Consider the following 17,782-nt stretch of genomic DNA (forward strand, 5'->3'; position numbering starts at 1 on the left):
TTTTAATTTTTTAGATGGTATAATAAACAATAAGATTGAGGAGGACCTATGCTCGAGCAACCTGAATTAACTATCATCATGCCAGTGTATAATGTTGCTAAGTATCTAGCGCGGGCGCTAGATCACTTGGCCGTGCAAAATGACATGAACTTTAAGCTGCTGGTTGTCAATGATGGCTCAACAGATAATACACGTAAAATAGCGGAGAGTTACCAAGATAAGTTTCGTTATTTTAAAATCATTAATAAACCCAACGGTGGTCTGTCTGATGCCCGTAATGTCGGCTTAAAGAATGTCGATACGCCGTATTTTACTTTTCATGATGGTGATGATTGGGTTGATCCCGGATATACGGCCTTTTTTGTGCATGCTTTCCATGCTCATCCAGATGCGGCGATGGTTTCGTGTGGCTTTTGGCTTAATTATGAAAACAAGCAAGGGTCAATTGCGGCAACTAAAAAAGTTGTCCACGGGATGAAGAAAAAGTTCAGAACGTATCAACTTGTTAGCAACCCTCTTGGCTCGCTATTTAACAATCATATTTTGGCAACACCAGTTAAGGGCTATACGTGGAATAAAGGGTATCGCATCGCAGTTGTGCGTCAGCATCATTTGAGGTTTGTGGAAGACTTGGTCTTTATGGAAGACCAGATTTTCAATGTGCAGTATTTGGCATTGACCGAGGGCTTTTATTGCGATAGTCAGCCGCTCTATCATTATTGGCAGCGCAAGGATAGCATGGTGCACAATTTTAACCTAAAAATGATCCCAGATGACTTTAAAGCCAATTACATTGTGGCTAAAATTGTGACCCGCAGTCTGTGGCATGAACATCATCAAAAACGGCAAAGCCAACACTTAGTTGAAGTAAGTGAGAGGGATCAATAATGAGAGAAAAGGTTAACGGCAACGAACTTTACTATAATAAATTAGGTCAGGGGGCACCGCTCTTATTACTTCACGGTCACCACTTGGATGGTGGGATGTTTGACCAAGTGGTGGCGCCACTGTCGCTTTATTATACGGTTTATGTCTTAGATATGCGTGGCCATGGTCTAAGCGAGGGCGAGATTGCCGAGCATTACCAAACAGAAGTTGAGGATGTAGCGACCTTTATTAAGCAGGTTAATATTCGGGGTTGTTATTGCTTTGGCTTTGATGCTGGTGGTCTTGTTGCCATGATGTTGGCTAGTCAGGACCAGCATGTTTTCAAAAAATTGATGGTTGCTAGTGTTTTTGTCAATGGTAATGGCATTCGGCCTTACCACTACTTAACCGAAGGCGTTTTACGGTATTTACATTTTGACCGTGATAGTCAGGTGGAATTGACCGAAAGTTTTATGTCTGTTGATAGTCTGAAGGCAATAAAAATCCCAACTTACTGCGTTGTCGGTGAAAAGGATTGGGTCAAGGTTGAGCATGTGCGCTGGTACAGCCAGATAATTCCGCAAGGACAACTACTTGTCATGCCACGGCAGAAGCACAATAGCTATGCAATAAATAGTTTTAAGTTGTTGAACTTAATGGAAGACTTTTTCAAGTAAAGCGGGGATAAAACTCGGCTTTTTTGTTAGAAATTCCCCCTTTCCTAGTCAGGAAGAGTGTTTTTTGGTTATAATAGATTAAAAGATAGTATTTTTTGATGAAGAGGTAGTTATGAACAAGGAAGAAATCTTGGAATTAATGCATCCAATGAAGCTAATTGGATTAGGCGGGAATCCAGCTTTAAATGAAAAAATCGCGGCAATTTTGAAAAAGCCGTTGATTGAAACAGCAGTTCAACACTTTAGTGATGGTGAAATTCAAGTAAATATCGGCGAAAGTGTCAGAGGCTGTGATGTCTTTGTTATCCAGTCAATTCAAGATCCAGTTAACGAAAACTTTATGGAGTTAGAAATTACGCTAGATGCTCTGCACCGAGCTTCAGCTCACCGAGTTAACGTTGTGGTGCCATACTTAGCGTACTCACGCTCAGACACTAAAACGCGGTCACGGGAACCAATTACTGCTAAATTAGTTGCTAACTTGTTGCAATTAACAGGGATGGACCACTTAATTGCACTTGACCTTCATGCTTCGCAAATTCAGGGCTTTTATAATGTACCTGTGGACCATTTGCACGCACTGCCGCTTTTAGGGCAATATTTTTTGGACAATGGGATTGCAACTAAGGACGATGACGACTTAGTAATCGTATCGCCTGACCATTCTGGTGCTAAGCTGGCTCGGAATTTTGGTCAAATCTTTAATGCGCCAATTGCAATTGTTGACCAACGCCGTGCTCGTTATGATGCAGATGTTCATAACATGATTGGCGATGTTAAAGACAAAAAGTGTATTGTCGTTGATGACTTGATTGATACCGGTTCACGGATTTCTTCATCAACTAAGTCAGTAATGGCTGCAGGTGCTAAAAAGGTTTATGTTGCGGCTACTCATGCGTTATTATCTCAAGATGCAACAGAAGTGTTGAATGAGTTACCTATTGAGCAAATTGTTGTTACTGATACGATTAGACACAAGCATTATCCAGACAGAATGGTGCGAATTTCGGTTGATTTGCTTTTAGCGCGAGGAATAAATTGTGTTTATAATGACCGTTCAATGCATCTAATTAGTGAAAGTAATTTGAAGTAACTAGTATATAACAGCCCTGTGTTTTGATATGCTAAAATTCTACTCTGGCAAAGGATGAATATAGCTTTAATATGTGACTTTTAGTTAAGTTCAATACCTTTTTGTTTATTTATTCCACATCATTGTTATAATAAAACAAGATGTATAGGAAAACGGAGAGAGAAAATTATGGCAAGACGAAAGAATTATAAAAGAAGAAGAATCATTTTAAGTAACACATTTCACTTAATTAGAGAAAATGGAATGGATAATGTTTCTTTTCAAATGATTGCTGAGAAATCTGGAATTTCTAAATCATTACTGCAATCGTATTATTCACATAAGGCTAAACTGACCGATGATGTTGTTCGCAATTTGCTCAATACCTTGGACAGACAAGTTGAAGAATTTAATGAAACTAAAAACAGTGATATTTGTGCTCGGACTGATGCTTTTATTTATACAATTGCAAAATTGGGAATTTCTGATCGCGGCCTTGACCGGATCATTTCCGAAGCTTTTGCAAGTAATGAAACACTGGACAATTGGAGCAGAATGCTAACAGGCTGGATTACACAGAATCGGCTGTTTGCTGAAGACAAATACAATTTTGATGATGTACAAACAGGTATTGCCTTTGTTGTTACCGGAGTTGGCCGACTATATCGCGACCGTGATTTACATGGTCTGTCGGCGCAGCAGATGGCGGATTATGCAACTAGTTCATTGATGTACACTTTCTTGCATTGCTCAACTAAGCAAATCAAAAAGGCACTTAGTGATGGTCATAAAATTATTGCGTCAATCGATATCAAAAAGGTTCATCATGCAATTGATACCATGTTTGCTGAAGGCAAAGAAATTGTGTGTTAGAAGGGAATAATATGACAAATGGCGCGCGAGCTGGTTTGCGCAGAGTAAATCAAGAGCAGAACACCCAGTATAAAAAGGTGCTGTCCTTTATTATCTTTCTAACTGTGACGCTGATGATGGTTACTGGGACTTTTTTAAATCCTTTGTTTATGAAGGGGCAAATTAGAACTAGCAACAATGATGCCGTTGTGGTTAGGCAAGTTAATCGTCATTTTGATACGCTGGCAGAAATGATTGGCGCTAATCAAGATGGCAACTCAAATTTGTTAACCAGCAAGCAAACCCAGCCGATTGCTGATCACATTATTGATTACACGCTTGGCATTCACTTGTTTAAGTTTGATAATCTCAAGTTAGCCGAGCAAATTCTGCATGATATTAATTTAAATATCGATCAGGGCTCGTCTAGTGATGCGCAATTGGTACAGGAAAAATTAAAGAAGCAAGGAGATAATGCACCATATGAGGTTGTCGATGCTTTTAGCTTAAATACGATTAAAGTTGGTGCGAATATTGCACTGCTGTTACTCATTGTAAATATTATTATCATTGTGGTAACTCTTATTAGTCTGAAGTCGTTAATTGAAGAAATGATAACGATGATGCCTACTAAGATGCTCATTCATGATGTTACTGCTGCGGGGATGTGGGCTGGCTTTTGGTTAATTTTGATTGCTGGATTGCTTGCCCTAATTCCAGTAGTATTCAATGTAGCGAATTTTGCAGTTTTAGGTTATTTGCTTGAGATAAGTAGCAGTATCTTTTTAGACTTTGTAATTGCTGGCGTCATTGTTTATATTCTAAGTACTATCCCTTGGGAAATTACTTCACCGAATAATTAATAATTATTTTAACAAAAAGTTAGTATTGTTATTTGGAGATTTAAATATTTTGTGTTAGCATAGTAGCGAAGAGGAAAACTCTTTTAGTTGATCAAGCAACAGAAAACCAGATATATAAAGCTGGGCATATCCCAGATAGTTGGCTGGCAACAGAAAAACCAGATATATAAAGCTGGGCATATCCCAGATAGTTGGCTGGCAACAGAAAAACTTGTTTAAGGTCGGTAGCGTAAAAGTTACCGACTTTTTTTGGGGAGAAATTTTGGAGAAATAGTGAATCAAAAACGACTTGATAATAATTATAAATACCATAGAATAACGTCTTCGGAATTAAAATCCTTTAAGAAATATCTGCCTAAAATTCGGCAATCGTATCTACAAATAAAAAGCCATTTTATTGGTAAAACAAAAGAATATATTTATGTAGTAAATAATAGGGAAATACGTTCTTTAGTGATAACTTTTAAGAATAGTCACTTTATGCATCTATGTGGAGTAAAATATTATCATGGAGCTAAAGGTTTTGTTAAGGATTTGAGATCAAACCATCTCAAACTAGAGAATTTGTATGTTAAAGAAGATGGAACAACTTTTCAAAAGCTACAAGTTATTGATAAAGTTGGTCTGTTGGATAGTTTAGAAACCAAAATATCTATTGGTGATAAGCTGGTAAAAATTCATTATGATAATTTGGTAAGAACTAAGGCTGATGTTGTAGGAATAGCTATTGATACTGATGCTAATGGTGATCATTTTCCGCTTTCTTTATTGAACTTATCAGTAAATGATACTCATACTCTGACCACTTTTGATGTAGTTGCAATAATAGAAGAGAACAAGATTACGCATTTAAAGAGCTGTCTATGTAAACAAAAGAATTGTTCTAAAAAAATAAATGATTATATTGATAAACGGCTGCATTACTAATTAAGAAGTATAGATTAGGAGGAATAATGACAGTTGAGTTTATATTAGCAAGGCAAGCAGATTTACCCGCAATAGTTGCAATTTATAATCAAAATATAGCTAGTAAAAGTGTAACGGCAGATTTAAAACCTGTTAGTGTCAGTCAGAGGCAAGAATGGTTTAATGAGCATAATGACCATCGGCCCTTGTGGGTGATTAAGGGCGATGGTCAGCTTGCAGGGTGGCTAAGTTTAGAGTCCTTTTATGGTCGAGCAGCTTATCATGCAACGGTTGAAATTAGCATATATATTGATACTAAGTTTCAATATCAAGGCTTAGGTATCAAGGCACTTGCGTACGCAGCTAAGCAGACTAAGCGCTTGGGCATCAACACTATCTTGGCTTATGTGTTTAGTACTAATAAGCCAAGTCAAGCATTATTTAAGGCTGCTGGTTATCAAGTCTATGGTCACTTGCCTAAGGTTGCAGATATGGCTGGTCGACTAATTGATTTAGATATTTTGGGTAAAAAGTTCAATTAATATTAAATTGTTACTGGTAAAATTAATTTAACGATAACAAATAGCTATTATTTTTGCTATAATCATTGTTGAACAATGTAATAAAAGTTTTAAAGGGCGGTGGCTGTTTAATTCCAAGGAGATGATTGTCTATGGAAACATGGAACAAATTATTGAAAGGGTTAGCAGTTAATGAGCACGTTCGATGTGATTTCTTTGATTTTGCAATCAAATTTAGTGTTGTTGGCGTTGTTGACGTATATCAGCAGCAACCATCATGATAAATGATCGTAATAAAAAAGACCGTCCCAACTATAACTTAACCGGTTATGGGATAGTCTAAAAAAACTATAACTAGCCACCGCTCTTAAAAGCGGAGTTGCTTGTTCAAAGAAGTCCTACGCTAACAGGGCTTCTTTTTTAATTACACTTGTATTGTAACAGGTAGCATAATAATATGCAATTGTTACAAAAGTGTTTTGGTGGGATACTGCTGTCTTACGTCAACAGCAACCATCATGATAAATGATTGTAATAAAAAGATCGTCCCACTGATAACTTTGGTAGTTATGGGATAGTCTAAACCTATAATTTAAGCCACCGCTTTTAAAAGCGGAGCTGTTTAAAGAAGTTCTACTCTAGTAGGACTTCTTTTTAATTATACCAATATTTTAACAGACTGGCGAGGTAAGATGCTATTCTTGTTTAAACAATTTGAACTTGTACTGGCAAATGCCCTGAACTTTAACCTCATATTCATGCCCTGCAATTAAGGGTGTTGCCCCCGGTAGATAGCTGATAATTGTTTGAAAATTGCCGTAACCAGCATCTTGATAATTGGTTACGTTAGTTGCCTGATAAGTTTGGGCAGTAGTGTTGTCGGTAATCGTAATGTCTGGTGTGGTTGTAATTGTTTGATCAGAAAAATAGAGTGACCACGCAATTTGTGGATCGTTGACTAGTTCTAAGGGAAAAAGGCCCTTGCTAGGATAAGTTACCAGCTCTTGACTGGCTGGACGAAATGCATCACTAGCGTTGAGGATTTTTTGAACAGAATAACGATAACCATTGGTGCCATAGGCTGCACCAGTACCCACAGAAGACAGGCGCGTTGATAACAGCCATGCTCGGTGCCCAGTATCTAAGCCAGATAAGTTATAGCGGTCAGTTAATAGGTCAGTGATGACGTCACCGGCCGATTGGTTACCTGCGTTAAAGTTTAGGTTGGCAGTTCTGGAAGTGGACTTAGCAATTTTCCAAGTAGCTCGCGTAATGTCCTTTGGGCGCTTTTCGTAAGGCAGCCCATGTTGGTTAACCAGCGGATTAGCATTCAATGTAGCTAAGACGGCAGCTGTCTTTTGTGATTTAAGATTATCAGCAGGATCTTCAACAACAGGTTGTAAGCCAAAAAGGCTGCGATAATAATTAATGTAATTGAGTTGAGCGCTCAAGTAGTTAGGTACTAGCACTCCTTCCTTAAATTGGCGAGTAAAAGAGGGCTTAGTTACATACAGATTGTTTAGACTAAACGGCATCTTATCTAGGGCGGCATATTGCTTTTGAAATTGCTCAACTTTGGCAGTTTCGCTGGGAGTAAAAGCAGCCGCCGCAATTGTCGTGCTGCTAGTAGAAAGGGTCAGCAGTACAGTAGCAAATATAATTAATGATTTGTGGAATATTTTTAGGTTCATTTTTTTAATCATGCAATTATTATAGCCCATAATTTATAATTTTTAATTAATTAAAAGTAAAATGTAGTAAAAGTAATTGTGGTGAGAATAGAGGATATTTTTTGATTATAGCCCTTGTACCTTGATATAAATTAATTGCATAATAATAATTAAAAAAGTAATTACGTTGTAAACTTGAGATGGAGATAGCAAAATGAATTTGGGGGAATTGTTAAAAGAGTATCGCCTTAAACAAGGAAAGACTAAAAAAGAGTGGGCAGGAAATATAATTAGTCCATCCTTTTATGCGAGAGTTGAAAAAGGCGTAAATAGAATCTCAGCAGAGGATTTAATTAAGCTATTACAATATAACGAAATTTTATTCACTGAATTTTTTAACAAATTTAATAGTAGTGACCAATTACAAGATAAAGAAAATAAAGAAATAGATAGATTAATTAATGAAGCTTATTACTCTAATTCTAAAGAAAAATTACAACACATACGGGAACTAATTTTAGAAAGTAATTTAATAAATAAAACGGATAAATTATTATTAGTAGATGTTGGTATAGCACTAGTTGATAATAATTTTGATGGTTTAGATACAAAAACATTAACAAAATTAAAAGATAAAATCTTTAATATTGATAACTTTGATGAAAAGAATATAGGCTTGTATATTGATTGTATGGCGTGGTTTGATTTTTCTAGTAACTTAACTATTTCTAGAAAAATAGTTAATAGATTTATAAATGATAATTCAAAAGTACAAAACAAAGTTTTAGCTGTAATAGTTAACATGCTGCTTATGTGTATTAATTATAAACAATATGATGAAGCTGGCTTTTTTATTAATAAGAGTCAAGAAATTATAATAATTCCAGAAAATTATTTTTATCAAAATGTTTTAAATTTTTTAATTCACTTGATTGAATATCATTTTGATAATGATAAAACCCATATATCTAAATGCAAGATAATAATTCAAAATTTTGTAGTGAATGGTATGAAATATTATAGTGAAGAATTAGAAAAATTATTAGATAAAAACATATGATAAAACTGACGTATTTGCTTAAAAGTAGCAAATACGTCAGTTTTTATTTGTAGTAATCGTTTTCTTGCTATAGTGAATATAGAAAAAATAATAAGTTAAGAAAGGAGATAACAATGCTTGATTTTTTAAGAGGTTTATTTATATTTGTGATTTTTTAACAGTTAAATATCAATGTTGAGAGGAAAAGTTATTATGAAAAAAACAGTAAAAGTTTTAAGTGAAGCAGCAGCTATTTTAGGTATGATTGCTCCCGTTGCATTAACAAGTATTAGTAATGTTTCAGCAGCAACAACTGAAGTTGCTAATGATCAAGAAGTTTCAGCAAATATTGCTCCAGTTGCTAACCGTGACAACAATTCTTTGAGACAAATTGCTCAAAATAATGGTGTTGAATTAAAAACACTAGAGAAGCTTAATGCCAATGTTGATCCGGATGTTGCATTGCCTAATGGTACACCAATTTATTTGCCACAAAATGCATATACAGACATGGACTTGATTTTGACTAGAGCAGTTAGTCCTTATGCTAATGTTCCAGCAAGTATTAAAGCAAAATATTATGATACCTTGAGTGCAGCTAACCGTTCAGCTAAAAATTGGATTGCTAAAAGAGAATCTGGCTATAGTTACACTGCTCGTAATGGTAGATATTATGGTAGATTTCAATTAGATCAATCATATTTAAATGGTGACTTTAGTAAAACAAATCAAGAAAAAACTGCCAATAGATATGTCAAAAATAGATATGGTTCATGGGTAAATGCTAAGGCACATTGGCAAAGCTATGGCTGGTATTAATTAGGAGGAAAATTATGATGAACAAAAGATTAGCAATAATTGGTGCAGTCTTAATGCTTGCATCTGGTGCGGTAACCACTAGCTCTGTACAAGCTGATACAACAAATTCAGTTCAAGACACTCAAAATGTAAATACTGAACAGACAATAAACGAAGCGTGGACTAATAAGCTAGCTAAGGCAGGTTATACTTTTAAATTAGCTAAAGGTGCAGGCAAGGATTCTTTATATCCAGAACTGAATGCTAAGCCATATAGTAAAAAATATGTTCAAAAGCTCGTCAAAAAGAATGTTGTTTTTAAGATTGACCAAGCTAAAGAAATAAAAAATGGTTCTTTTGTTCATCTTGTTTCTAAGAATGGCAAGTATCATGGTTGGACTGACTTTGCATCAGGCGTTTACAACAAAAGAAAAACTGTTAAGGCGCTGAAGCCATTGATTAAAGCAGAGAAGAAAGTAATTAGTGCGACTGATACTAAAAAAGCCGAGCAATATTTTGGCAAAGCTAAGAAACTTGCTGCTAAATTAACAGGGCATAACAAGAAACTTGCTAAGACTTCAATTAAGCAGCTGCAAGAATGGCTGAACTCCCCAACTTATGCGAATTTACCAGTTTTATTAATTGGCTCGCTTTAATAATTTAAAATAAATTGTAATTGATATATTTGCCATAAGTAGCAGGTATATCAATTTTTTTGTAGAATTATTTTGATAATAAGTGTGATTTAAAGAGGCAAAAATGGTGCAGATTCTTTTCGACAAATATCTGAATAAAAATGTTTTGTTACAAGTTTATTCAAAAAGTAGAAATGCAGAAGACTTTTTACTTGGATATTTAGTATCTGAGACTGTTGATTACTGTGTATTTGAAGCCATTGATGAGTATGGTGCACTTGACGCCTATGTTTTATATCAAAAATCTGACATCGAAGATGTAATCACGGAGTCTAAATATATTGATATTTTTAATTCATATATTGCTTTGCAAAAGCAACGGAGCCTGTTTGATCCGTTTAACTTGCAAACAAAATATTCAAAAGTGCCACAAAACAACATCAATGACTTACTAGATTATCATTGTAACAATGGCGATGTCGTTAGCTTGAATATTGCGGGGTACGATTTATCAAATACCGGCAAAGTAATTGCTGTCAGTGAGGATTATGTGATACTTGATCAAGCTAGTTATTATCGAGATTGGGATTCAGACAGTAATATTAGTAATCAGGCGCTAGAAATTTCAAGGATAACTACGATAGATATTGTTAGCAAAGATAATTTTTTGTATGAGAATTATTGTAAATTGCAAAAATAAAAGACAGCGAATAATTATTTTCGCTGTCTTTAGAACAAGTTATTTTTTACGGCTATCGCGATAGTTCAAAATTTCTAAAATCAAGTTTGCGATAAGCAGGACGAACGTTATGATTTGATAAATATTCATCTTTGTTTTCTCCTTTGTAAAAGTAATTTGGTTGAATAATATCATTATATCAATTATTGCATATTAACTTAATCACGTTAAACTGATTTTTTAATTTAATTTGGAACTTTATCTGTTATAATAATTATGTTCCCACATAAAAGACGGTGGCAAAATTATTTTAGACTAAAAAAGTCGTCATAACTCGCCAAAAGTATAGGACGTCTTTTTAGCATATTTAACGTTTTATTTTCAAGAATTAATATGCTAAAATATTCGTATAAAGAAAAAGAACCAAGTTACAGCTTGGTTCTTAAAAGATGTTTCCGCTTAAAAGACGGTGGCAAGATTATTTTGACTAAAGAGTCGTCACAAACCTGCTAAAGTATAGGACGGCTTTTTTAGTACACTTATTTTTTGTCGTGCTTGTCGATATACGACAACAACGCAAGTATAAACATACCGAATGTAAACATCAGCATTAATGCTTCGTAAACACTCACTAGCTGCTACACCTTTCAACAATTTGCTCCATGTTTCCATAGGCAACCATCTCCTTGGAATTAAACAGCCACCGCCCTTTAGCTTTATTCATCTTTGAAGTAATTATACAAATATAATTGTTTATTATCAATATATAATTTAATAACAAAATATTGCGGACAGGTTAGATATTGAAATCAAAGGCAAATTAGGAAAAACTAGTTTGCCTTTTTTAATCTATCAAAATATTTCTAAAATTACTTTAATTTAAGTTATTTCTACTAGCTAATGCCGTATAATTAATAGTTGATAATAATAATTAAGAGGTAAAATAATGACTAAGAAAACACAAGTTGGTTTAATTTTTGGCGGTAATTCATCGGAGTATGAAGTTTCAATCGTATCAGGCCATAACATTTATAAGGCAATTGATAAAGAAAAGTTCGAAGTACATCCAATTTGGATTACTAACGATGGATTTATTGCAAGCGAAGAGGACTCGTTTAAGGTCCTTGATGACCCTAAATATACGGTAGCCAATCCACACAAGGTAGCCAATCTGTCTAACCTGTGTGAATTAGCTAACTTACCGGAAATTGATGTTTTCTTCCCAATTGTTCATGGTAATTTGGGCGAAGATGGTAGTTTGCAAGGTTTGTTCCGGATTTTGGATAAGCCGTTTGTTGGCGATGACGTTTTGGCTGCTGCAGTCACTATGGATAAGGAATTTACCAAGATTTTAGCACAACGTGCTGGTGTACCAGTGGCTGATTGGGTTGCTATTAAACGGTTTGAATATGACGATGCAGCTAATCCTAAGCGTGATTATGCCAAGGTTAGTGCTAAACTTGGCGGCGACTTATTTGTTAAGCCATCTAACCAAGGTTCATCTGTTGGTGTACACCATGTAACTAATGAAGCTGAGTTCAATGATGCCCTAGCTGATGCCTTTAAGTATGACGACAAGGTCTTAATTGAAGAAACGATTCATGGTACCGAAGTTGAAACCGCAGTTTTGGGTAATGATCACCCAATTGTGTCTGGTGTTGGTCAGATTATTAACGCTGCCGGGACTTTTTACAGTTACGATAACAAGTATGATGACAATTCAACTTCAAAATTACAAATTCCGGCTGACTTGCCTGAGGAAATTGTTGCCAAAGTACGTGATAATGCCGTCAAGGTTTATCAAGCAACCGAATGTAGTGGTATGGCTCGGGTTGACTCCACCTTACGCGCCAGTGACAACAAGATAATTTTGACTGAAATTAATGCTTTGCCGGGCTTTACTAACATTAGTATGTATCCTAAGCTATTTGAAGAAGCAGGTATTCCTTACACCGAGCTGATTACACGTTTGATTGATGAAGGGATTGAACGTTACAATCATAAGAAGACATTATTACATAAAATTGGTTAATCACTTAGTGCTAGGGAGAACACAAGATGACGAGTGATAAGCATAACTTTGAAGAACTAACGGCGCCAGCTGCTACGGCGCGTCAGCTGCATATTAGTGTGGCAACTTTGCGCAAGTATTCGCTGATTGTTGAGCGGATTACGGGCAAGCCTGATTATTATGCCAGAACTAAGCAGAGGGCACGGCTTTATAGTAAGCAAGACGTGCAGGACTTAGATGATTTTCATAAATTAGCACAAAATAATGGCTTGACCCTGCAGGAAGCAGCTAGACAAATTTACTCCGTTAGTGATAAGGGTGATGAGGAAATCGGTACTACCTCTGCTGAGCGAGAAGTAATGACAACGCCGCAAGCAGTCAAACTGCTAAATGCATTGCAACAGACAATTAGTCAGCAGAATACGGCGATTAAGGATTTACAAGCGCAACTTAATCGGATTGAACAGCAGAATAAGGAATTGTTAGCTAAGCAAGACCAGATGAAGCAGCCAGCTACTAAAGATGAGCAGGATTTTAGTACTCTACCAGACATTTCTGGAATTGTAACTGATGATGATGACGACATGCAGGAGCCAATTTCGCCTATAACGCAAGAAGAAAAACCACTGACAGTAGCGGAAAAACGGGCGCAAGTTGGACGTGATGAAGCAAAGTCTAGTCAGCAGCTTCACGAAGAGATTTTGTCTAAAGCTAAGGAAAATGCGCAAAAGCACGCCGATTCTAACAGTTATCGAACGTTGCAGGATATGCAGGTAGAACCAGAAAAAGCACACTGGTGGCAACGATTTATTAATATGTAATACAAAAAAACGGCTTTTAGTTAAAAGTCGTTTTTTCTTGTTAAAATTAACTAAAATTTACGCCGTAAGTAGCAACTTTGCGTTACAGTAGACGAATAGATAGGATGATTAAGTTGAAAAAAATCAAGCGGCGCTACTGGGTGGCGTTAATTATAGCAATTATTGGGTTAGTCTTAACAGCTTGCACCTATTTTGCAACTACAATTTATAGTAAAGATGATGTGGCGGTGATTACGGATCGCACAATTAAGGACACATTAGTGCAGAAAAATCGTGACGTGTACAACAATCACGATGAAACTAGAAAACAAGTCTTGCACCTCAAGATTTTATCTGGCAAATATCGCGGCCGCACGTTTACGACGCCTAATATTTATTATCCGTCACAGATGGTAACGCAAAAATACCGCGCGGGGCAACGCGTTTTGGTTAGTATCAGGAGCGGTGATCCCGCAATCAAGAATCCCAAACGTGATTGGGTCTTGGTCTTGGCACTAACGGTAACAATTGTCTTGATGGTCATCGTTGCAGGGAAAGAATCACTGGGCCTAGTTGTTTCTATGGCCTTGAGCTGGGGGCTTTTTTATCTTGTGATTATCTGTGATGTAAAGCTAAATGGTTCCTATATTATTCTGCTGTTTGGCTTGGCAGATGTTGTCTTTTCCTTTTTCAGTCTGTTAATCGTTCAAGGACTTAATCGCAAGATGCTGGCAACATGGCTGGCGACTTTACTTGGGGTGTTTGTTTCCTTTGCGCTCTGTTATTTAATTATGCATGTTACGGGAGAGTCGGAAATCAAGTACGAAACTGGCGACTATGCAACGCAAGATCCGCGGGGGATTTTCTTAGCCCAAACCTTACTCGGCATCTTGGGCGCCGTTATGGATGAAGCCACGGATATTATTTCTAGTTTGTACGAGTTGGTTCAGACTAAGAAGGATTTAACGGCTAAGCAAATGATAATGAGTGGTCGAACAATGGGCCAAGAAATCATGGGGCCACTAATTAATGTTTTGGTATTGATTTTTATGTCAGAAGCGCTGCCCATGACAATTATTTATTTGCGTGATAATAACAGTCTAAACTCGGCTTTCGGCTTTACCTTGTCGTTAGGAGTAACACAAAGCGTCATTTCCGCAATTGGAATTGTATTAACGGTCGTCTTTGCGACCGGCTGCAGCCTACTGTTTTTAGAAGATAAAAGATGGAAGGCGGGGACTGACAAATGAGTACATTAATGGCGCTAATTATTGTGTTAGCAGTTTTAATGACGCTAATTGGTGGCGAAACTGGTATTCGCAGCTTCTTTAGTGTATTAATTAATACATTGCTGCTGATTTTACTAGCGATTTTTATTTCGTGGGGGATCAGTATTCCTGTCTTGATTTTGATATTTATTCCGTTAAAATTAGTAACAATCATTTATTTAGGCACGCATGATTATCAAGTTGCTAAAAATTCATTTTATTCAGCGTTGATTGTTTGCCTAATCGATAGTTGTCTGATTTTAGGCTTTGAATGGTTGGCGCAAGCTGCAGGACTAGGACCTGAAGCTGGTGAGGTGCTAGTTGGCTTGTCACAGATGCCGGGATTGAGTTACCCGCTGATTGCAGTTGCGGTGGCAATCTTTTCGACATTAGGTGCGGTCGCGGAAGCCGCGGTGGCAATGAGTTCAGGGCTATTAGAAATAAAAAAGCACAATCCCGATATTAGCCAACACGAGCTATTAACTAGCGGCGGTAAAATCGGCAGGGATGTGCTAGGGACAGCAATGAACACCATATTGTTTGGGATGTTTGGCAGTTTCCTTTCATTATTCTTATGGTATTTCCGCTTGCATTACACGCTGGGTGAAGTGCTAAATGAAAAATTATTCGTCAATGAAGCGTTAATTATTATGTATTCGCTAATTGGTGTCTTATTAATTGTTCCGCTGTCAACTGCATTTTTGGCACGAGGAATGGCAAAACGTGAGGTGAAAAAATGAAGATAGAAGATAAAACTCTAACTAACTTTAATGGCCGTGAATTTAAAATTCATACTTATACTCTGGGAGATATTGGTGATTTAGTCACGGCAAAGCGACCGCTGGCTGTAGTAATTCCTGGTGGCAGTTTTGACCATTTGTCTAAACGCGAAGGTGAGCCAGTTGCTTTAGCCTTCAATAATCGCGGCTTCAATAGTGTTGTCATGGATTATAACTTGGTCCAAGATGATGGCGACATTTATCCTGATGCTGGGCTAGATGTTTTAGCGACGATTAAATATTATCGCGAGCATGCGGTGGAATATCAGATTGATCCAGAAAAAATAGTTACAATTGGCTTTTCTGCTGGTGGTCACGTTGCCAGCATTGCCAATGATTTTGCGACTTCAAGTAAGTATCAGGCAAAGTACAACTTTGCTTGCCAGGACGTTGTTCCCAATAAAACAATCTTGGGTTATCCGTTGATTGATGTTAATAAGATCGGCTTTGATGTCCCTGAAGATGAGGAAAGCATGGTGCCGGAGGATAAATATCTTCAGGATAGTGCGTTGAGTGTTACACGTGAAACGCCGGCAACTTTTATCTTTCATGCGTGGGATGATCCCGTTGTATTAGTCACCAATACTTTGGAATATGCGGCAGCGCTGCATGCTCAAGGTGTGCCATGTGAAATTCACCTTTTCAATCGGGGTGGACATGGCTTTTCGCTGGCACGAGGCGACATGGTAACCAAGGGTCGTGAATGGCAGGAAAATCCGCACGCGGGACATTGGTTTGACTTAGCGCAAGAGTGGCTGACAAGTGAATGGTAATTTAAAAAGAGCAATCTGCTAATAATTTAAAGAAAAAGTGTCTGGGAAAGACTTGACATTAAACAACAAGAAATCCGCTAAAACTTTCATGTTCTAGCGGATTTTTGATATATATATATATTCTTTACTTGGCTTTTTGCTAGTTTGATTTAGAATAGTTTATGATAAATTTAGCCAATCCTTCCATGTCATTATCTGTGATAATACCACGTTTAACTATGTGGTGCTGGTCTGGAAGATAAATTTTTTGCATAGCTAAAATATCAACATAGGATTCTTTATCTAAGCCCTCAATTTGCCAGTCCTTTAAAGGATAACGGTGTGCTTTGATTGCAGGCGACTTTCCCTTATATTTAGAAGTTATTTTAAGCACATCTATGGTACGTTCATTGTCCACTCCAACTATTAAAGCAGGTCTGTGTTTACCACCATCACTTTCAAAATAAGTGACATAGGCATTTATAATGTCATTCTGATTAAAACTAATCGTCTTCTTCGACCCATCTGTTATACTCATCTTTACTTCTCACCTTCTGTACAGGAAGTAATTTAACAGCATTAGCTAATGATAGAGATGCCTTCTCATGCCGGGTCAATTTAGCATCAAAAGGTAAACCACCTTCTGCAACAACACGCTTGTAAAACATATTAATTGCTGTGGTTGGAGTCATTCCTAACTCACTAAAAATCTGACTGGCTTCATTAGCTAAATTGCTATCTACTTGTACTTGTACTTTCTTTTTTACTAATGTTTTCATGATTTCACCTTTGCGATTTTGTATTAGAAATTCCTAACTGCTTGTAGCATTATTATATCATTTTATCATCAAATTTGATATAAAAGTAATCAGATTTAATAATTTTAGCAACTAATTAAAATTTAGCAAATTCCTATGGTATTTAATTTAGCTGCAGTGACTTGAGACTTAATTCTTAGATAAGTTTTGAGCTAATTCATGTAATACTTAGTAGCTTCGATTAGAATCTAAGACAGTCTATTTGCTTTAATGGATGCATATAAACATCCCTATAACTAAATTTGCCTGTTAAGTAGTTATTAATACGTGTTATACTTGCTACAATTGAACTTGAAACTTGTTAGTATTATTGTTACCTTTTGAAAGGAGAAGGCTTTATGAGTGAAAAAACCAAGTTGTTTTTAGTTTATCCTGCAATTTTTACACCAGAAGATAACGGTGGTTACTTAATTGAATTTCCTGATATTCAAGGTGCTTTTACTGGAATCAATACGGATAATATTTCTTATGGAATTGAGATGGCTGAGGAAGCTCTAGGATTAACTTTAGCTGACTATATAGAAAGTGGTGATCCGTTTAACTCTCCTTCAAAAATAGAGGAGCTTAAAGTCCCTGATGGTTCCTTTGCGACTTTAATTAGAACAAATGTGTCAATGTACTTAAACAATGATAAGTTGGTAAAAAAGACGTTGACTATTCCCCAGTGGGCTGATCGTAAAGCTAAAAAATTAAAATTGAATTTTTCATCATTATTGACTAACGCCATTTTGCAAGAAAAATAACTTGTTTATACTGTGAATAAGGGACATGTGCT

General features: G+C 36.4%; 22 protein-coding genes. 18 read left to right on the plus strand and 4 right to left on the minus strand.

All coding sequences use genetic code 11. The annotated features are described in order from the left end of the window. Positions 1-48: 48 nt before the first annotated feature. From PT287_RS04860 to PT287_RS04895, 8 genes are all read left to right on the plus strand, one after another. Positions 49-888: a glycosyltransferase family 2 protein gene (locus tag PT287_RS04860; RefSeq protein ID WP_277133084.1), complete on the plus strand. Its 840-nt coding sequence runs from the start codon at positions 49-51 to the stop codon at positions 886-888. Further along, positions 888-1,544: an alpha/beta hydrolase gene (locus PT287_RS04865; RefSeq protein WP_277133086.1), complete on the plus strand. Its 657-nt coding sequence runs from the start codon at positions 888-890 to the stop codon at positions 1,542-1,544. The genes PT287_RS04860 and PT287_RS04865 overlap by 1 nt, the downstream gene beginning before the upstream one ends. 112 nt (positions 1,545-1,656) lie before the next feature. Continuing rightward, positions 1,657-2,637 (plus strand): ribose-phosphate diphosphokinase, encoded by a 981-nt coding sequence (locus PT287_RS04870; protein ID WP_277133087.1) that lies wholly within the window; start codon positions 1,657-1,659, stop codon positions 2,635-2,637. A 168-nt stretch (positions 2,638-2,805) separates the two neighbouring features. Next, entirely contained in the window at positions 2,806-3,489 is a 684-nt protein-coding gene (locus PT287_RS04875; protein WP_277133089.1) for a TetR/AcrR family transcriptional regulator, read from the plus strand. Positions 3,490-3,500: 11 nt separating this feature from the next. Next, positions 3,501-4,331, plus strand: a complete 831-nt coding sequence (locus PT287_RS04880) for a hypothetical protein (protein WP_277133090.1) — start codon at positions 3,501-3,503, stop codon at positions 4,329-4,331. A 273-nt stretch (positions 4,332-4,604) separates the two neighbouring features. Beyond that, the gene (locus tag PT287_RS04885) at positions 4,605-5,258 is read left to right on the plus strand and encodes a PBECR4 domain-containing protein (RefSeq protein ID WP_277133091.1); all 654 of its coding nucleotides are present in this window, start codon (positions 4,605-4,607) and stop codon (positions 5,256-5,258) included. Between the two features lie 26 nt (positions 5,259-5,284). Then, positions 5,285-5,779, plus strand: coding sequence for a GNAT family N-acetyltransferase (locus PT287_RS04890; RefSeq protein ID WP_277133092.1), 495 nt, complete (start codon positions 5,285-5,287; stop codon positions 5,777-5,779). A 131-nt stretch (positions 5,780-5,910) separates the two neighbouring features. Continuing rightward, a complete protein-coding gene (locus PT287_RS04895) occupies positions 5,911-6,039 on the plus strand; it encodes a hypothetical protein (RefSeq protein WP_277133094.1) in 129 nt (42 codons plus the stop codon). 414 nt (positions 6,040-6,453) lie between these two features. Here the strand turns inward: PT287_RS04895 and PT287_RS04900 are convergent, their stop codons facing one another. Further along, positions 6,454-7,449, minus strand: coding sequence for a CAP domain-containing protein (locus PT287_RS04900; RefSeq protein ID WP_277133096.1), 996 nt, complete (start codon positions 7,447-7,449; stop codon positions 6,454-6,456). 193 nt (positions 7,450-7,642) lie between these two features. On the opposite strand from PT287_RS04900, the gene PT287_RS04905 reads away from it, so the two are divergent. From PT287_RS04905 to PT287_RS04920, 4 genes are all read left to right on the plus strand, one after another. Next, the gene (locus tag PT287_RS04905) at positions 7,643-8,488 is read left to right on the plus strand and encodes an Rgg/GadR/MutR family transcriptional regulator (RefSeq protein ID WP_277133097.1); all 846 of its coding nucleotides are present in this window, start codon (positions 7,643-7,645) and stop codon (positions 8,486-8,488) included. A gap of 192 nt (positions 8,489-8,680) precedes the next feature. Then, positions 8,681-9,286 (plus strand): aggregation promoting protein, encoded by a 606-nt coding sequence (locus PT287_RS04910; RefSeq protein WP_277133099.1) that lies wholly within the window; start codon positions 8,681-8,683, stop codon positions 9,284-9,286. Positions 9,287-9,300: 14 nt separating this feature from the next. Beyond that, entirely contained in the window at positions 9,301-9,921 is a 621-nt protein-coding gene (locus tag PT287_RS04915; protein WP_277133100.1) for a hypothetical protein, read from the plus strand. 103 nt (positions 9,922-10,024) lie between these two features. Next, positions 10,025-10,600 carry a hypothetical protein gene (locus PT287_RS04920; RefSeq protein WP_277133102.1) on the plus strand — a complete coding sequence of 192 codons (576 nt, stop codon included), beginning with the start codon at positions 10,025-10,027 and terminating at the stop codon, positions 10,598-10,600. A gap of 477 nt (positions 10,601-11,077) precedes the next feature. Here the strand turns inward: PT287_RS04920 and PT287_RS10085 are convergent, their stop codons facing one another. Continuing rightward, positions 11,078-11,251 carry a hypothetical protein gene (locus PT287_RS10085; RefSeq protein WP_348635276.1) on the minus strand — a complete coding sequence of 58 codons (174 nt, stop codon included), beginning with the start codon at positions 11,249-11,251 and terminating at the stop codon, positions 11,078-11,080. 274 nt (positions 11,252-11,525) lie between these two features. Here PT287_RS10085 and PT287_RS04930 point away from each other — a divergent pair, with 274 nt between their 5' ends. The 5 genes from PT287_RS04930 (at position 11,526) to PT287_RS04950 (ending at position 16,210) form a co-directional block, all read left to right on the plus strand. After that, a complete protein-coding gene (locus PT287_RS04930; protein WP_277133104.1) occupies positions 11,526-12,611 on the plus strand; it encodes a D-alanine--D-alanine ligase family protein in 1,086 nt (361 codons plus the stop codon). A 26-nt stretch (positions 12,612-12,637) separates the two neighbouring features. Then, on the plus strand, positions 12,638-13,411 hold the full coding sequence (locus PT287_RS04935; protein WP_277133106.1) for a transcriptional regulator: 774 nt from the start codon (positions 12,638-12,640) through the stop codon (positions 13,409-13,411). Between the two features lie 113 nt (positions 13,412-13,524). Continuing rightward, positions 13,525-14,640, plus strand: a complete 1,116-nt coding sequence (locus PT287_RS04940; protein ID WP_277133108.1) for a YibE/F family protein — start codon at positions 13,525-13,527, stop codon at positions 14,638-14,640. Next, positions 14,637-15,398 (plus strand): YibE/F family protein, encoded by a 762-nt coding sequence (locus PT287_RS04945; RefSeq protein ID WP_277133109.1) that lies wholly within the window; start codon positions 14,637-14,639, stop codon positions 15,396-15,398. Before PT287_RS04940 ends, PT287_RS04945 begins: the two co-directional genes overlap by 4 nt. After that, a complete protein-coding gene (locus tag PT287_RS04950; protein ID WP_277133111.1) occupies positions 15,395-16,210 on the plus strand; it encodes an alpha/beta hydrolase in 816 nt (271 codons plus the stop codon). Before PT287_RS04945 ends, PT287_RS04950 begins: the two co-directional genes overlap by 4 nt. A 139-nt stretch (positions 16,211-16,349) precedes the next feature. On the opposite strand, the gene PT287_RS04955 is transcribed toward PT287_RS04950, so the two are convergent. Both PT287_RS04955 and PT287_RS04960 read right to left on the minus strand, forming a co-directional pair. Beyond that, a complete protein-coding gene (locus PT287_RS04955) occupies positions 16,350-16,727 on the minus strand; it encodes a hypothetical protein (RefSeq protein ID WP_277133112.1) in 378 nt (125 codons plus the stop codon). After that, on the minus strand, positions 16,693-16,968 hold the full coding sequence (locus tag PT287_RS04960; RefSeq protein ID WP_277133113.1) for a type II toxin-antitoxin system RelB/DinJ family antitoxin: 276 nt from the start codon (positions 16,966-16,968) through the stop codon (positions 16,693-16,695). The genes PT287_RS04955 and PT287_RS04960 overlap by 35 nt, the downstream gene beginning before the upstream one ends. A 377-nt stretch (positions 16,969-17,345) precedes the next feature. Here PT287_RS04960 and PT287_RS04965 point away from each other — a divergent pair, with 377 nt between their 5' ends. Then, entirely contained in the window at positions 17,346-17,750 is a 405-nt protein-coding gene (locus PT287_RS04965; RefSeq protein WP_277133114.1) for a type II toxin-antitoxin system HicB family antitoxin, read from the plus strand. Positions 17,751-17,782 lie beyond the last annotated feature (32 nt).

It is taken from the genome of Lactobacillus sp. ESL0679 (assembly GCF_029433515.1).
Classification (GTDB): Bacteria; Bacillota; Bacilli; order Lactobacillales; family Lactobacillaceae; genus Lactobacillus.

Excerpts from the sequence above, each read along its gene's own strand:
- PT287_RS04915 (WP_277133100.1), top strand. The coding sequence starts at position 9,301 with ATGATGAACAAAAGATTAGCAATAATTGGTGCAGTCTTAATGCTTGCA.
- PT287_RS04895 (WP_277133094.1), top strand. The coding sequence starts at position 5,911 with ATGGAAACATGGAACAAATTATTGAAAGGGTTAGCAGTTAATGAGCAC.
- PT287_RS04860 (WP_277133084.1), top strand. The coding sequence starts at position 49 with ATGCTCGAGCAACCTGAATTAACTATCATCATGCCAGTGTATAATGTT.
- PT287_RS04950 (WP_277133111.1), top strand. The coding sequence starts at position 15,395 with ATGAAGATAGAAGATAAAACTCTAACTAACTTTAATGGCCGTGAATTT.
- PT287_RS04910 (WP_277133099.1), top strand. The coding sequence starts at position 8,681 with ATGAAAAAAACAGTAAAAGTTTTAAGTGAAGCAGCAGCTATTTTAGGT.
- PT287_RS04870 (WP_277133087.1), top strand. The coding sequence starts at position 1,657 with ATGAACAAGGAAGAAATCTTGGAATTAATGCATCCAATGAAGCTAATT.
- PT287_RS04945 (WP_277133109.1), top strand. The coding sequence starts at position 14,637 with ATGAGTACATTAATGGCGCTAATTATTGTGTTAGCAGTTTTAATGACG.
- PT287_RS04875 (WP_277133089.1), top strand. The coding sequence starts at position 2,806 with ATGGCAAGACGAAAGAATTATAAAAGAAGAAGAATCATTTTAAGTAAC.
- PT287_RS04955 (WP_277133112.1), bottom strand. The coding sequence starts at position 16,727 with ATGAGTATAACAGATGGGTCGAAGAAGACGATTAGTTTTAATCAGAAT.
- PT287_RS04930 (WP_277133104.1), top strand. The coding sequence starts at position 11,526 with ATGACTAAGAAAACACAAGTTGGTTTAATTTTTGGCGGTAATTCATCG.
- PT287_RS04920 (WP_277133102.1), top strand. The coding sequence starts at position 10,025 with ATGGTGCAGATTCTTTTCGACAAATATCTGAATAAAAATGTTTTGTTA.
- PT287_RS04960 (WP_277133113.1), bottom strand. The coding sequence starts at position 16,968 with ATGAAAACATTAGTAAAAAAGAAAGTACAAGTACAAGTAGATAGCAAT.
- PT287_RS04865 (WP_277133086.1), top strand. The coding sequence starts at position 888 with ATGAGAGAAAAGGTTAACGGCAACGAACTTTACTATAATAAATTAGGT.
- PT287_RS04965 (WP_277133114.1), top strand. The coding sequence starts at position 17,346 with ATGAGTGAAAAAACCAAGTTGTTTTTAGTTTATCCTGCAATTTTTACA.
- PT287_RS04900 (WP_277133096.1), bottom strand. The coding sequence starts at position 7,449 with ATGAACCTAAAAATATTCCACAAATCATTAATTATATTTGCTACTGTA.
- PT287_RS04935 (WP_277133106.1), top strand. The coding sequence starts at position 12,638 with ATGACGAGTGATAAGCATAACTTTGAAGAACTAACGGCGCCAGCTGCT.
- PT287_RS04905 (WP_277133097.1), top strand. The coding sequence starts at position 7,643 with ATGAATTTGGGGGAATTGTTAAAAGAGTATCGCCTTAAACAAGGAAAG.
- PT287_RS10085 (WP_348635276.1), bottom strand. The coding sequence starts at position 11,251 with ATGGAAACATGGAGCAAATTGTTGAAAGGTGTAGCAGCTAGTGAGTGT.
- PT287_RS04890 (WP_277133092.1), top strand. The coding sequence starts at position 5,285 with ATGACAGTTGAGTTTATATTAGCAAGGCAAGCAGATTTACCCGCAATA.
- PT287_RS04880 (WP_277133090.1), top strand. The coding sequence starts at position 3,501 with ATGACAAATGGCGCGCGAGCTGGTTTGCGCAGAGTAAATCAAGAGCAG.